General features: G+C 31.3%; 16 protein-coding genes and 1 pseudogene. 12 read left to right on the top strand and 5 right to left on the bottom strand.

All coding sequences use genetic code 11. The features are described from left to right. Nucleotides 1-8: 8 nt before the first annotated feature. From CER22_RS12415 to CER22_RS12400, 4 genes are read left to right on the top strand one after another with little or no spacing between them, the layout of a single operon-like run. Nucleotides 9-632 carry a YhbD family protein gene (locus tag CER22_RS12415; RefSeq protein WP_087980731.1) on the top strand — a complete coding sequence of 208 codons (624 nt, stop codon included), beginning with the start codon at nucleotides 9-11 and terminating at the stop codon, nucleotides 630-632. A 13-nt stretch (nucleotides 633-645) separates the two neighbouring features. Beyond that, nucleotides 646-1,356: a bactofilin family protein gene (locus CER22_RS12410; protein WP_088063744.1), complete on the top strand. Its 711-nt coding sequence runs from the start codon at nucleotides 646-648 to the stop codon at nucleotides 1,354-1,356. An 18-nt stretch (nucleotides 1,357-1,374) separates the two neighbouring features. Next, the gene (locus tag CER22_RS12405; protein ID WP_088608844.1) at nucleotides 1,375-2,082 is read left to right on the top strand and encodes a polymer-forming cytoskeletal protein; all 708 of its coding nucleotides are present in this window, start codon (nucleotides 1,375-1,377) and stop codon (nucleotides 2,080-2,082) included. 23 nt (nucleotides 2,083-2,105) lie between these two features. Continuing rightward, entirely contained in the window at nucleotides 2,106-3,641 is a 1,536-nt protein-coding gene (locus CER22_RS12400) for an MDR family MFS transporter (RefSeq protein ID WP_060487108.1), read from the top strand. Between the two features lie 54 nt (nucleotides 3,642-3,695). Here the strand turns inward: CER22_RS12400 and CER22_RS12395 are convergent, their stop codons facing one another. Next, nucleotides 3,696-4,016 carry a hypothetical protein gene (locus tag CER22_RS12395; protein ID WP_046954336.1) on the bottom strand — a complete coding sequence of 107 codons (321 nt, stop codon included), beginning with the start codon at nucleotides 4,014-4,016 and terminating at the stop codon, nucleotides 3,696-3,698. A gap of 253 nt (nucleotides 4,017-4,269) precedes the next feature. Here CER22_RS12395 and CER22_RS12390 point away from each other — a divergent pair, with 253 nt between their 5' ends. Beyond that, complete coding sequence (locus CER22_RS12390; protein ID WP_088608843.1) at nucleotides 4,270-5,049, top strand: BC_2878 family exosporium-associated protein; 780 nt, start codon at nucleotides 4,270-4,272, stop codon at nucleotides 5,047-5,049. Nucleotides 5,050-5,308: 259 nt separating this feature from the next. After that, complete coding sequence (locus CER22_RS12385) at nucleotides 5,309-6,079, top strand: GNAT family N-acetyltransferase (protein ID WP_087983809.1); 771 nt, start codon at nucleotides 5,309-5,311, stop codon at nucleotides 6,077-6,079. Nucleotides 6,080-6,198: 119 nt separating this feature from the next. Here CER22_RS12385 and CER22_RS33050 read toward each other — a convergent pair whose 3' ends face one another. Beyond that, nucleotides 6,199-6,372, bottom strand: coding sequence for a hypothetical protein (locus CER22_RS33050; protein ID WP_088063741.1), 174 nt, complete (start codon nucleotides 6,370-6,372; stop codon nucleotides 6,199-6,201). A 247-nt stretch (nucleotides 6,373-6,619) separates the two neighbouring features. Continuing rightward, nucleotides 6,620-7,051 carry a GNAT family N-acetyltransferase gene (locus CER22_RS12375; RefSeq protein WP_060487105.1) on the bottom strand — a complete coding sequence of 144 codons (432 nt, stop codon included), beginning with the start codon at nucleotides 7,049-7,051 and terminating at the stop codon, nucleotides 6,620-6,622. Nucleotides 7,052-7,880: 829 nt separating this feature from the next. Here CER22_RS12375 and CER22_RS12370 point away from each other — a divergent pair. The 4 genes from CER22_RS12370 to CER22_RS12355 all read left to right on the top strand — a co-directional run bounded on the left by CER22_RS12370 (nucleotide 7,881) and on the right by CER22_RS12355 (nucleotide 10,886). Continuing rightward, nucleotides 7,881-8,513, top strand: coding sequence for a spore coat protein (locus CER22_RS12370; protein ID WP_088608842.1), 633 nt, complete (start codon nucleotides 7,881-7,883; stop codon nucleotides 8,511-8,513). Between the two features lie 364 nt (nucleotides 8,514-8,877). Continuing rightward, a complete protein-coding gene (locus tag CER22_RS12365) occupies nucleotides 8,878-9,078 on the top strand; it encodes a hypothetical protein (RefSeq protein ID WP_060487103.1) in 201 nt (66 codons plus the stop codon). 14 nt (nucleotides 9,079-9,092) lie between these two features. Then, entirely contained in the window at nucleotides 9,093-9,545 is a 453-nt protein-coding gene (locus CER22_RS12360; RefSeq protein ID WP_088063739.1) for a spore coat protein, read from the top strand. 480 nt (nucleotides 9,546-10,025) lie between these two features. Further along, the gene (locus CER22_RS12355) at nucleotides 10,026-10,886 is read left to right on the top strand and encodes a DegV family protein (RefSeq protein WP_088122376.1); all 861 of its coding nucleotides are present in this window, start codon (nucleotides 10,026-10,028) and stop codon (nucleotides 10,884-10,886) included. A 47-nt stretch (nucleotides 10,887-10,933) separates the two neighbouring features. On the opposite strand, the gene CER22_RS12350 is transcribed toward CER22_RS12355, so the two are convergent. After that, nucleotides 10,934-11,137: a hypothetical protein gene (locus CER22_RS12350; protein ID WP_075307469.1), complete on the bottom strand. Its 204-nt coding sequence runs from the start codon at nucleotides 11,135-11,137 to the stop codon at nucleotides 10,934-10,936. A gap of 454 nt (nucleotides 11,138-11,591) precedes the next feature. Here CER22_RS12350 and CER22_RS12345 point away from each other — a divergent pair. Beyond that, nucleotides 11,592-12,862 (top strand): annotated as a pseudogene (locus tag CER22_RS12345) (helix-turn-helix domain-containing protein). A gap of 89 nt (nucleotides 12,863-12,951) precedes the next feature. Here CER22_RS12345 and CER22_RS12340 read toward each other — a convergent pair. Further along, complete coding sequence (locus CER22_RS12340; RefSeq protein WP_088063736.1) at nucleotides 12,952-13,386, bottom strand: Lrp/AsnC family transcriptional regulator; 435 nt, start codon at nucleotides 13,384-13,386, stop codon at nucleotides 12,952-12,954. A gap of 142 nt (nucleotides 13,387-13,528) precedes the next feature. On the opposite strand from CER22_RS12340, the gene CER22_RS12335 reads away from it, so the two are divergent. Then, the gene (locus tag CER22_RS12335) at nucleotides 13,529-14,797 is read left to right on the top strand and encodes an APC family permease (RefSeq protein ID WP_088063735.1); all 1,269 of its coding nucleotides are present in this window, start codon (nucleotides 13,529-13,531) and stop codon (nucleotides 14,795-14,797) included. Nucleotides 14,798-14,876 lie beyond the last annotated feature (79 nt).

Below are 14,876 nucleotides of genomic sequence, written 5' to 3'. Positions count from 1 at the left end.
TTATACAGTTGAGTACAGATTTAATTTCAAAAAAAGATTTATTAGAACTAACTGGTATTTCATACGGACAGTTATATAGGTGGAAAAGAAAAAATTTAATACCGGAAGATTGGTTTGTACGAAAGTCAACATTCACGGGTCAAGAGACATTTTTTCCGAAAGAAAAGATATTAGAGCGTATTGATAAAATCCAAACGATGAAAGAAGATTTATCACTTGATGAACTAGCAAATATGTTTTCACCGAGTGTTAGAGAAATTCTTTTAACAAAAGAAGACGTCTTACGTAAAGGAATTGCATCAGAGCCAGTTTTACAATTCTTCATAGAACAAACGAATAAAACAACAGAGTTTCAATTTGTAGATATTCTTTATGTGTATATGTTAGAAGAGTTACTACAATCGGGAGAGATTAGTTTAGAAGAAGGAAAAATGGTCTTGCAAGTTTTACGTGAAAATTATGAAGCAATTAAGCATAAAACTTGTGACTTAATCATCGTCCGAAAGTTAGGGATTTCTACATGTTTCTTAGTTTCAAACGTGGACGATTTAATTTTTGAAAAAGGTACCAAAATTGTTTTACGCGAAGCGATTATGAAATATACCGAAGCATTAAAAACGAAACTGTTGTAGTGGAGGAGAAAGTATGCGTACAGATAATTTGATTATAAATGGTTACGGTTCATCGAATGGCGGCGAGTTTCATAAAGTGCAATTAAATGGAAAAGGGACTGTTAATGGAAATATTGAATGTGACCAGTTTGAATGTAACGGATATGGTGCTGTTACTGGAAATTTGAAAAGTAGCAATGCGAGAATTAGTGGATCGGGTAAAGTCGATGGCACAGTACACGCGGAAACGATGCGCATTGATGGAAAAGCAACAATTACGCAAGATGTGAAGGCGAACAGTTTGAAAATTGCAGGAAAAGGTACGATAGGTGGAAATGTAACTGGTGAAGAGTTTAAAGTCAATGGTCAAGCGACGATTGATGGTAATTGTGAAGTGGATACTTTTTCTTCAGAAGGCCAATTTACAATTGGTGGATTATTAAGTGCCGATGAAATAAATATTAATATTCACGGTACATGTCGAGCGAAAGAAATTGGTGGTCAAACGATTAAAGTAAAACATAGACTAAGTACTTTTAGTAGACTGTTTAAATCAGTATTTGGTATGCAGTTAGAGGCTGAACTATTAGAAGGTGACAATATTGATATTGATTATGCTCACATAAAAACGGTAAGAGGAAACAATGTGACAGTAGGAGCGAACTGTGAGATTGAACTCATTGAATATACGGGTGTTCTTACTGTCGATAAAAGCGCAAATGTAAAAGAAATGAAGCAGGTTTAATGGGAGGGAGAAAGTAATATGGAACATCAACATAGTCTTACTGTCAATGGCTCTGGTAGTTCAGCAGGTGGGGATTATAACAAAGTGAATATTCGCGGTGAAGGAACGATTTCTAATGATATGAGCTGTAATGAATTTAAAACGTACGGCACGAGTGAAGTGCGCGGTAATATGAAAGTGAAAAATTATGTCGTGTATGGAGATAGTGAAGTACAAGGAAATGTAGATGCGGAATATGTAAAAGTATACGGAAATACACAAATGAATAGTGATGCCCATATTGAAAAAACGAAAGTAAGAGGTATGATAGAAGTTAAAGGGAAGTTTACTGGTGATTTCGTAGATGTGAAAGGCACTTTAAATGTGAAAGGAGATATTGAAGTTGAAGAACTATCACTAACTGGTGGTCTTGAAAGTGATGGATTACTTAATGCTGAAAATATTGAAATTTCACTTCGTTATGAAGGCAGCAAAGTGAGAGAAATCGGCGGTAAAAAGATTACCGTTCGTAAAAAAGCGAGATTTATTCCATTTACAAGTCATGCTGGAAGCCTCCAAACGTCTATCATTGAAGGAGATGAAATTTATTTAGAGCATACGATTGCTGAAGTAGTACGAGGAAACAACGTTACTATTGGTCCAGGATGTGAAATTAGTGTTGTAGAATATCATACTAGTTTTAATCAAAAAGGTAATGCAGTTGTAAAAGAACATAAACAAATATAAGTAGTACGAGGGAGAGCAAGGTTATGGTTGAGAAGAATAATAAGCTCGGCTTTATTGTGGCGGGCTTATTGCTAGGTATTTTAATGGCATCAATGGACAATACCATTGTCGTAACAGCGATGGGAACGATTGTTGGTGACTTAGGAGGCCTTGAAAACTTTGTATGGGTCGTTTCTGCCTATATGGTCGCAGAAATGGCAGGTATGCCGATATTCGGAAAACTATCAGATATGTATGGTAGAAAGAGATTCTTTATTTTCGGTTTAATCGTCTTTATGATTGGTTCGGCACTTTGTGGTACTGCTGAAAATATTACACAGTTAGGTATTTATCGTGCCATTCAAGGTATTGGTGGCGGGGCATTAGTGCCGATCGCGTTTACTATCGTTTTTGATATTTTCCCTCCTGAAAAGCGCGGGAAAATGGGTGGATTATTCGGAGCAGTATTTGGTTTATCAAGTATTTTTGGCCCGCTGCTTGGTGCGTATATTACAGATTACATAAGCTGGCACTGGGTATTTTACATTAACTTACCGCTTGGCGTTTTAGCACTTATTTTTATTACATTCTTTTATAAAGAATCACGAGTTCATAGAAAGCAAAAAATTGATTGGTTTGGCGCAATTACTTTAGTTGGTGCAGTAGTTTCGCTAATGTTTGCTTTAGAACTAGGTGGACAAAAGTATGATTGGGATTCTAACTTTATTTTAAGTTTATTTGGCGGATTCGCTATTTTAATTATTGCATTTATTTTTATTGAACGTAAAGTAGAAGAACCGATCATTTCATTTGAAATGTTTAAACAACGTTTATTCGGAATGAGTACCATTATTGCATTATGTTACGGTGCTGCGTTCATGTCAGCAACTGTATACATACCGTTATTCATTCAAGGTGTATACGGTGGTAGCGCAACAAACTCAGGATTATTACTTTTACCGATGATGTTAGGATCAGTCGTAACAGCGCAGTTAGGTGGATTTTTAACGACGAAGCTTAGCTACCGAAACATTATGATTATTTCTGCTGTTATTATGCTAATTGGACTATTCTTATTAAGCACATTAACGCCAGAAACAAGTCGTATATTATTAACGGTTTATATGATTATTATTGGATTTGGAGTAGGTTTCTCATTCTCTGTACTAAGTATGGCAGCTATTCACAACTTCGGTATGGAACAGCGCGGATCTGCAACTTCAACGAGTAATTTCATTCGTTCATTAGGAATGACACTTGGTATTACAATCTTCGGAATGATTCAAAGAACAGGTTTCCAAGATCAATTAGAAGAAGCTTTTAAAGGTATGAGCGGAGGAATGAATACAAACGCTTTAGGAGATTCAAGAGCTATTCTATCAGAATCGGCAAGATCTCAAATCCCGCCGCACATATTAGATAAAATTATTGACGCTCTTTCTAGCTCCATTGTTCAAACATTTATGTGGGCATTAGTACCAGCAGGTCTAGCATTCATATTTATTTTCTTTATGGGAAATGAGCGTATGGTAATTAAGAAACAGCAAACGAATAAAAAGAGTGAAACATCAAAAGCGTAATGAAAAAGCTCCTTTCCAATTGGAAAGGAGCTTTTTCGTATGTACGGATTTAGATTAGCCTTCGATAATTTCGTATTCTTCGTCTGCTAATAATAAAATTTGTGTTTTCTTACCTTTGTTTTGAACTTCGATTACATCGTATGCACCTAAGTCTCTTAGTTTGTTTTGAGAAGCGTTAACCATAACTTCCATAGAATCAATTAAGATATCTTCTTCAATGTATGATTCAGGCAATGCCATATCTTCTGTTTCTAATACACATGCATATAGATTTTGTAAGTTTTCAGTAGTTGGGTTTTGTTCCTCAACATCAATGATGTTCTTTACTGCATCCATATTTTCTTCTTTTGCTTGGTATACTTTAATTTTAGCCATTGTTTTATTCTCCTTTATAACGTAATCGTAGAGGCTACACCTTATTATAACGTTTTTTTCATGAAAGATGAAATTGTTATATGTATTTATAGGGAAATTTATGTGCTATTACTCATTATTGGCGTAATTTCATTATTAATGTGATAAGTAAGTACCTATATTCCTGAGTTAAAGTTATATTGTCCAAGCTTTTTTATACTCCGTTCATAGTATATGTATTAGATAAAACATATAGGGAAGGGATGGAGTGTAAGTGGATTGTGAGCCGAAACGAAATTATCAATGCTGCCAAAATAGTATTTGTGAATTTTTGCGAAGTCTAGAGCCTTTTACAAAAGTTGAGAGTATTGTAATCGCCGGAAACGAAATTGTAGTATCTTATTTTCTTTCATTTAATAAGAGGAATGGTATCGTATCCTTCGTACAAGAGGACAATGAGGTTATCTTTGTAGATTGCTCTAGGATTGATGCAATTCGAATAGGAAAAGTTTGTAGTTGTAAAACGAAAGTTAAATTTATTGAAGAGGATTTTAGTTTACTTGGAAATGTTTGTCCACAATGTTTAACAGAGGGTAGTACACTCTTTTTTGACTTTTACAATCCAGAATTGAATTTATCACTACAAGCAAAAACAATTGATGCACCTAGTTGTACTGAATTTATAGATGAGATGGGGAATGTCGTAAAGCAAATTACTATAATAGGTGAAGCGATTGTTTCTAAAGATTTTGTTCAAGTGCCGGAACTATTAAACTTTCTATTAGTTTTATCTGATACGACTACGAATCCTTTAAAGTTTGGAATACTGTTCATTAATTTCCCTGATCTTACGTTTATTATTCTTTTCGCATCGAGTGGATACCTCAACATTTCGAACTGTTTGAAAATCGAGAGTGGAACTGGTAATGCTGAAATAGAAGATATGAAAAAGATGGTGACGAATGACAATAATACGTACAAGTCAGTTGTTAAATTGACTAAAGTATATAAAAATGGAGGAACAGAATCATATATTTATAAGAATGAGTTATAACATACGTATTTAAATGAACCCTCAAACGAGTATTGAGGGCTATTACATAATAAAAGATGATAATCGGTTACATGTAGATTGCAAATTATTATTAAGTATATTTACTGTTAACCTTTATACAGGACAGTCGCTTACTATTTATTAGATGTTATAATAATTTTATATTTACGAATATTTTACGATTATATATAGTTTAATAAACTTTTGTTTATATATGAAAAGTAGAGTTAAACTGATTCCAAAGAAAGCGGGAATGTAAATGATATATGAAGCGAGTATACATACGAGAGAAAAATTAGTTACTATGTTCGAGGATTTCAATAACGTTGTTTTACTTTCTTATTTACAAGGACATATGGGTACTGCTTGGGTAAATGATCTTGAAAACCCAACAGTAGCGCAAGTTACGGTAGGGATTTTCACATTTTATGCTGGGGATCCAAATAGGAAAGAAACAGAAGAATTACTACGTAACATTCCTGATAGAATGTTAGTAATCGTAAATAGTGAAGAGTGGAAAAAGCGTTTAGAAACATTTTACGAAAGAAAAATAGATAAGTTTTTACGCTATAAATTCAAACGTAATGCGGAAGTTTTTAATCGTTCAAAATTACAATCTTTTATATCAGCGCTTCCAAAAGGATACGAGTTACGAAGAATAGATGAACATATCGTAAATATCCCTACACTACATAAGGTCTCTGAAGATTTTACAAGTCAATTTCAATCAGTAGAAGATTATTTAAAACGAGGTATAGGGTATAGTATTTTGTACCAAGGTGAAGTTGTATGCGGTGCATCATCGTATAGCATTTATGATAATGGGATTGAAATTGAAGTGGCGACTGATCACAATCATAGAAGAAAAGGGTTGGCGACTATAGTTAGTGCAGCGCTAATCTTGGCCTGCTTAGAAAAAGAGATATATCCAAACTGGGATGCTGCGAATACTACGTCTGCTAAACTGGCAGAAAAACTAGGATATGTTTTTGATAAGGCATATGATACGTATTTTGTGGATAATAGATGAAATCATTTTTAAATAAAAGAGCAGCTAGCAAAAGCTAACTGCTCCTCTCCAAAGCAGAATGGAGAAATACAATCATGTTACTTACATTATTGACAGAACAGTAATTTTTAATCCAATAACTATAAAAGTTTAGATAAAATATCTTTGATTAAACCTGAGGCACCGATAAAGAGTACTGATAAAAAAACGATTGAGTATATACTTTTTTTAGGTTTTTTAAATTCTAGGTAAATGTTAAAAATAGCACCAATTGCAACTACAATAAAGATAACGAGTCTTATTACATCTATCATGAATAACGCTCCTTTTAATTACTTAATTGTATTATATAGGAATTCACCTTCAGATTAGTTTATTGGAATACGAATTAAGGTAATTTTAAACAAAATAATCTTTTATACAAAAGTAAGGTTAGTGGAAAAAGGAAACGTATGTAGTAATTGTATAACTTGTAGAAGCTGATGGTGACCAAATAAAGTACGGTTATTATTTGAGTGGTCTAGTAATTTATATTTTTGTATACGCTCTCTTTAGGCATACTTACAACTTAAATAATAAAACATGCTTATCATAATGATCTAAACACCAATTATATTTTTTTAGAATAATTGGATGAACTACTTCTTTCGTAGTATCAACCTCAGTATAGCCATATTTCTTATAAAAGTTTTGTAATTCCTCAAAAGGAAGACAGTATACATGTTGTACTTGTAATTTCTTCGCAGTTTCTACTAAAAATGAAACAAGTTCCCCAGCTAATTGTAGGCCTCTAAATTTAGTGAGAATAAAAATCCCGCCCATTTCTATCGTATCTTCATCTATTTGGACTAATCGGCCAACACCTGCATACTCGTTGTTGTAAGTAATAATTGCAACTTTATCCCTTTTTAAATCACTTCTTACAAAACCTATTGAGTCATATTGATTATTAATCCATTCTAAATCATTAGATGTGGCTAGTTGAATACTCATATACACCCTCCTTCAGAATACTAGCTCTATCTTCAGTATATAGAACGTAAGATGCTATATCAAAAAAAACTAGCTATAGCACATTTGTTTAAGTTATTAGTTGAAGGTGTGGGTTTGTTGGTATTGAAATGATAGCTTCACCAAACAGAGGATAATAACCTTGTGAATTTAGTGTTACATAGTCAAAATGAAAATTAGTTCATGCGTTCGGTAACGCATTATTGTTTAAGCGTATAGAGTTTATAGGGTTAGTAGCTACTGTATTAATTGAAACTATTAAGGAAAAGTGGTAATCATCAGTCTGAGTGATAAAAATCCTCCAGAAAAAGAAAAGGGATATAAATATAAGAGCACTTCGAAAAGTGCCCTTCAGTAACGACTACTCATTCTAAAAAGAAAGGATGCAATATATCATATGAAGTTAAGTGTATTTAATTATGGGCCTTTATATAAAAGTTTTATTTTGTTTTAAATAAATAGGCGGTTGTTTCCTCAACTACCTTTCAGTAAAACAAAGCACTTTTTCTGAAATAAATTATGGATGGTTCCTCAAAAAGGCTATAGGATATACTCATATTTTTATAACTAAAGTGACGAGCTTAGGTTATAAGAAAGGAAAAATTATATTGTATGAAATCTATTCTAGAATAGTCACAAACAAAGCTGTCTTCCTATTAGAAGGCAGCTTTTTGTTATTAGAAAAAAGAATTAGAAATAAAATAAAAATTCAAGTTACTTGTCCAAACAATATTTTTTAAAATACATAAAATGCTAGTAGTTAGCCAATATTGTCATATTGCTAATTTTTTAGACTACAAGGGGTGATTTTATGTGTGATTGTGAAGTTTGTAGAAGAAAGAAAAACCGAGATCCATTAAATCGGGAGTTTGAGCCGAAAAAACGAGTTTCTGAGCCAATAAAACAGGATTGCGAACCAAAAAAAGGGGATTCTGAGCCAATAAAACAGGATTGCGAACCAAAAAAAGGGGATTCTGCACTAATAAAACAGGATTGCGAACCAAAAAAAGGGGACTCTGAATCAATAAGACAGGATTCCGAAATATTAAATTCTTATTCATTTAGTAAAAATTCAAATTTTTTAGAAGAAGCTATACAAGCAGATGAAATCGATCAAGTTTCTGAGGAATATATTGAAATAGTTGATTCAGCAGATGTACAAGTTACTACTACAGATACAAAAGCTGCGCTATCTATTCAAGCGGCATTACAAGCAGCTATTGTGGTTGTAGTAAGTATTTCTATAGCAGATAGTGAAAAGGCAGATAAAATAACACAAGAATTATTTCAAAAATCATCTATTAAACAAATTAATAGACAAAAAACATTTATTAAAAATTCCAGAAACGTAACCGTAACAACTACTGATACAGATATTGCAGTGAATGTTCAAATTCTCCTTCAAATTTTATTAGCTTTATTAGTTAAACTAAACATTTTATAATGTTTCTAATCTGTTTATATTTAGCTATAAGGGTTCACTCTAAGTAAATATTTTTTGTTGTAATATGTGGTACAAGCTTGGAATTCTTATTATGACTGAATTAATATTCAATATTAATGGGAAAGTAAGTGTGGAAAACTGCAAAATAGTAAAATTTAAATACATTATTTAACAGTAAATGAAACTTATGTTTATGTGAAGGAAAGCTGTCTTCTTATTAGAAGCCAGCTTTTTGATTTTATTAGTAAAAATAAGTGGAAATAGAAGATTGAGTTACTTGTCCAAGCAATTTTTATTAAATTACATATAATGCTGGTAGTTATTTAAAAATTTTATAGAAAATTGATTGGAGTGAATATTGTAAATGGATGATTTAAACAAATTTTCTTCCTTTAAGTTTGATAAGGATCAAAAGAATATAATCATAGACCTTTTACTCTCAGATATTTTTAATAGGCATGGGATAAATGAAGAAAGGTTAAAAAATTTATCGCCAGAAAAAAAACAGCAAATTAAAAGTATTGTTTCTGAAATACAATCACAGGTTAATAATTATTTAGATTGAAAGGGGGTGAACTTATGGACAAAGCATGCCATACAGATGAAAATAAAAAGTGGAGTGCATTAGATTCTTCAAATCCTCATCCATCTTTTAAAAATGCCAATGTTTCAGAAGCAGCTGCACAAGAAAGCAAAACTTATCAAATTTCTGAAGAGTCTATTACAATTGTTGATTCAGCAGATGTAGAAGTTACTACTACAGATACAAAAGCTGCGTTATCTATTCAAGCAGCATTACAAGCAGCTATCGTGGTTATAATAAGTATTTCTATAGCAGATAGTGAAAAAGCTGACCGTGTAGCACAAGAATTGTTTCAAAAATCATCTGTTAAACAAGTTAATAAACAAGAAACTGTCATTAGAAATTCTAGAAATGTTACAGTTACGACTACGGATACAGACATAGCAGTAAATGTTCAAATTCTTCTCCAAATTTTATTAGCTTTACTAGTAAAATTAAATATTCTATAAAATATTTGACCTGTTTTTTAAATATGGTGCTTCTTAGGGATAAGTATTCACTTTTTTAATTATAGTACAGGCTAAAATATTAATCATAATTGGACTAATATTTAACATTGCATGAATAATAAGGTTAACAAACAATGTGATGGAAAATAAAGTTTGGTTATTTTTTTAAAAATTAAAAAGCCGTTTCCTTTATTGGATTTGGCTTTTTAATTTTAAACAGTATAAATTTGAAAAGACCACATTAAATTAAGTAATTTAAATATAATAATGAAAAATCCCTAAAATTATTCGTGGTATAGAAAAAATAACAATAAACAATTGGTTAAATTGGAATGATTTTTATTAACAGTTCAACATTTGAAGAATAGTGCATACAATATAAAGTCTTTTCCTTTCTTCATTTAAGTTTTACGTATATAATTTAAAAGTACTATTTTTATTTTATATTTTTTATATTTATAACAGAATAGAGGTTTAAAAATGGGTGTTAAAATCATTACGGATAGTGCGGCGGATTTACCGGTAGAATTGCTGCAAGCATATGATATTGATTTAATTCCACTCCGTGTTTATGATGAAGCAGAAACAGAGTATTTAGATGGAGTTACATTAGAGTCAGTTACATTATTGCAAAACATGAGAGAAGGCGCTGTTTATAGAACGTCATTGCCTTCACTTGAAACTTTCCAAGAAAAATTTGTTTCTTATGCAAAAGAAGGTAATCCTTGTATATATTTAGCTTTTTCATCTGAACTGTCTGGTACATATCAATCGTCAGTTGTTATTAAAGAAGAAGTGAAAGAAACATATGCTGATTTAGATTTAGAAATTATTGATACGAAATGTGCTTCGCTTGGTCAAGGGCTTGTCGTATTAGAAGCTGCTAAAATGGCGAAAGACGGCGCATCAAAAGAAGATATTTTAAAACGTGTTGATTTTCTAATGAACCATATAGAACATATCTTCACAGTAGCTGACTTGCAGTACTTAGTGAGAGGTGGGCGTTTAAGTAAAGTAGCTGGTTTTATCGGTGGTTTACTAAACATTAAACCGATCTTAAACGTGCAAGAAGGAAAACTTGTACCACTTGAAAAGGTAAGAGGGAAAAAGAAAGTACTAAGCCGAATTGTAGATATTATGGAAGAGCGTGGAAAAGACCTTAAAGGTCAAACAATCGCTATGACTCATGGTGATGACATAGAAACAGCTGAAGCTTTAAAAGCATTAATTACAGAGAGATTTGGCTGTGAAGTATTTATCGTAAATACAATTGGAGCTGCAATCGGAGCGCATACAGGACCTGGTGCGTTAACATTGTTCTTCTTAAATGAAGTAGAGTAAAGGATTGATCTTTTGATCAATCCTTTTTTAATCTCATTTATATGTAATTATTTATTCACTTTCTCTTTAAAAGGTAAGAAGGTAGATAGGAAAGTGATAATAGCTAGTCCAAAGCTAAATCTTTCAGTTTGATCAATTACTAAGTCATTTTTCCACTGATAAAGGAAAGAAGCGATTATTAAAAGTAAAACAGCGCCTCCAACATATCTTACTATTTTTCGTGAGGATTCATCTTTAAATTTTACAATCATGTTTATCATCCTTTCGTTTTTATTGAATAATTCGACAAATTAATTTCTAGGATTTGATATTAATAATTCATCTATTAAATTTATTTGGTTTACAATAGATATTTTCTATGTATTAGGTAAATGTAATGAACTATAACTATTTAAATGAAGAATGATAGCTTACATGTAGTTAAATCCTTTTCATTAAGTTTATCGTAATGTAAGTATATGATTCTGTGTTTGTTAATAACAAGTAGTAAAATCACATGAAAAAAATGGACGAAAAATCTAAATTTTAACCATTAAATTTAACAAAGTATCTAGAAATAATCATAGTATGAATGTAAAATTAAAATATATGATACATTTTTTTACATTTGTAAAGTTATGTATTTTCTTAGTATGAAAGATTATGCAATACATAATGGCTTATTTAGTAAAAAGTATGAAATGGTTAAGCAGGGAGAGTAGAAAGATGGAAATAGGGGAACGTATTCGCCATGTTCGGATGCATAAAGGATTAACACAGGGGGAACTCGTATCAGGAATATGTTCAATAACATATTTAAGTAGAATAGAAAGTGGAAAAATAAAACCGTCATCTTCTTTTATAAAAAAGGTTTCTAAGAAGTTAGAAGTTAAGAGCGATTATCTTATAAATGGAAATTACGAGGAGATAAAGCTTACTATTTTTAAAATATGTAATAAATATAAAAAAGATAAAACTATTACAGAAGCTGACTTATCTTTGTTAGAATTATATGTTCGTGAAGTGGATTCAATCCCTTTATTACTAAAGGTATATGGTGTACTGATATACTACCACGCTCGACAAAAAAACGTGCCATATGTGAAGTTACTTATAGATCAAGCTTCGCAAATGATACCAAGTCAAGTCGAAATGCAAGATCCTGAAGATTATATTTATTATTTAAAAGCTCGAGGTTTATATTTTTATAATAAACAAGACTACATTGCTGCTCATGATATTTATGTACAGGCTGAGAGTTTACTTGGTGCAGAAGAAACTGAACAACATGGCCATATATACTATAATTTATGTCATGTATATAAGGAGCTTTATAAAGATAAAAGTATTAGTCGTTTGTATGCCCTAAAAGCTTACAACATATACAGAAAAAATGGTATGCAGAAAAACGTAATAAATACACTTTTAATGCTTGCAATATTGTATATTATGGATGAGTTATATGAAAAGGCACTTGAAATTTTACAGAAAGTAGAAAATAGTTTGGCTACTAATGATGATTCAAAGTATTTACCTATCATTTCATATGATTACGGTAAAATTTATCAAGGTTTGAAAGACTATACGAATGCCATTAAATACTACGAAAAAACTTTGGAATTAAGTGAATTTTTATCACAGAAAGATCAAAAAGTATATGCGTTACGAAACATGTTGGAGATATACATAGAACTTAAAGATTGGAAAAATGTTAATAAGGCTATGAATGAAGCATTTCATTTTTTATCGATTTATGATGTGCCAATTGCATTTGTCCAACTATATGGTTTGAAAGCTAAAGTATTCAAAATACGTGGGGATTATTATGAATATGAGAAAAATATGCAAAAAGCAATTGAAGTGGGATTAGAAAAAAACAACATCGCTTAGTTGCTGAACTATCCTATGAACTAGGTAACTTTTATAATGAAAATCGCTCTTATAAATTATCTGCGAAATTTTATAAAATATCAGTTGAAAATAAAATGGATTTATAAAGAAGTTTAGTAAAAATTCTTATAAATTGTAAAGGGTTATCCAAAAGAGTAGGGTATTTTATACCTTTTGGATAGCCTCTTTTTTATTACTATTCTATAATTACTGGTCGATAAGGTATCGGTGAAGATAAAATCATCGAAGTTTTTACTGTACCAAATGGTATAACGATATCAATTAATTCCTCTAATTCTTTCATTGAGTGAACCGCTACTCTTAAGTAATAGCTACTTTCACCTGTCACCCGATGACATTCAAGTATTCTATATTCTGTGTATATTTTCTCCTCAAATTTTTTGCATGGAATCTTTAAATTTTCGATTCTTAAAAATGCTTGAATTGATTTTCCAACTGCATCTAATGATATCCGAGCTGTATATTTCTCAAGTATTCCAGTATCTTGTAATCTCTTTAGTCTTTCTGTAACACTAGGGCGGCTGAGGTGTAAGTGTTCGGTCATTTCTGTAATTGTCATTCTGGCATCTTCTTGTAGTAATAACGTAATTTTCTTGTCAATTTCATCCATGAATTATGCTCCTTTACAAAATTGAAAGTAAATTTCTGAAATAAATACATAATATAAAATCTCATGTTAAATTACATGCACTTTTGTATATTGAATAGATTGATAACTTTCTATAATTAAAATATAAATGGAGGTGCATGTAATGTCTAATCATTTTGATGAAACAATTTCTATTAAAAAGGGAACAGCCTTATATGTCGGAGCGGTTTTAGGATCAGGAATTCTTATATTACCTGGTATGACAGCGAGTGTTGCAGAAGGGAATGCGATTGTTTCTTGGCTTATTATGATATTACTTAGTATTCCACTTGCATTCACATTCGCTTTTTTATCGATTGAGTACCCAAGTGCAGGTGGAATTGCCACGTTTGCAGAAAAAGCTTTCGGTAAAAATATAGGTGCTATTATAGGATGGTGTTTTTTTATTGCAGGTAGCGTTGGGCAAATTGTTGTCTCAATGACTGGTGGAATGTATATCGTGAAAGTGTTTGCTTTATCACCGTATTTCTCTTACGTAATAGCGTTTATTATTTTAAGTATTTCAATAGTTTTCAATTTATATGGATTAAAAATGAGTGGATTGTTTCAAGTATGTATTGGTTTATTAACTTTCTTTATTTTGCTAATAACAATTATTAGTTCACTACCTTATATTGAAATAAAAAATATAAATGTACATATTTCTATGCAAGAAATAAATCCGATTTTAGAGGCATCATTATTAATTTTTTGGTCGTTTTTTGGGTGGGAAGCTATTGCAAGTTTAGCTCCTGAATTTAAATCACCTAGAAAAAGAAATATTATTTTATCTACGGGATTTGCAATTGTTATTATTGGAGTTTTATATATAGGTATTGCATTATCAGTAATTGGAACGAAATCCTATCATATAAATGCTGATAATACTACAGCTCTTGTGCTTGTAATGAAGCAAGCATTAGGCGACCAATTTGCATGGATAATTGGATTTGTAGCTTTTATCATTTGTTTAGGGACGACAAATGCATTTATCGCAAGTATCGGGCGCTTAGGTTATTCACTAGGAAAAGAAGAAGTTGCACCGTGTTATTTAGCGCAGATTAATAAAAAAAGAGAAACACCAACAAATGCAGTAAAAGTTGTAAGTTTTATTGCAATAATAGGTTTGTTAATAAGTTTCGTTTTCCATATTAGCATAGATAAAATTGTTTTAATACCGAATTCGTTGGGGATTGTTACATACATAGTCGGTACTGCAGCTGGAATGAAATTAATAAAGAATAGGTTAGGTAAAATTTTTTCTATAGTAGCTTTTACATGTTGTGTGGTTGTTTATCCTTTTATTGGAGGAGTAATACTGATTCCAGTAGCTGTATCGTTTATCTGTTTATGCTATGTACGTTGCAGTAGCAGAAGAAAAGAATATAAATAAGAATGCGTTTGTAGAAATCTAAATATTTAAAGATATTAAATTTTTTACATTTCGTTTATAATTGTGAGGGTAAATATCT

This window comes from Bacillus sp. K2I17 (assembly GCF_002209985.1).
GTDB lineage: Bacteria > Bacillota > Bacilli > Bacillales > Bacillaceae_G > Bacillus_A > Bacillus_A wiedmannii.
This window is presented reverse-complemented; position numbering and strand designations above follow the sequence as displayed.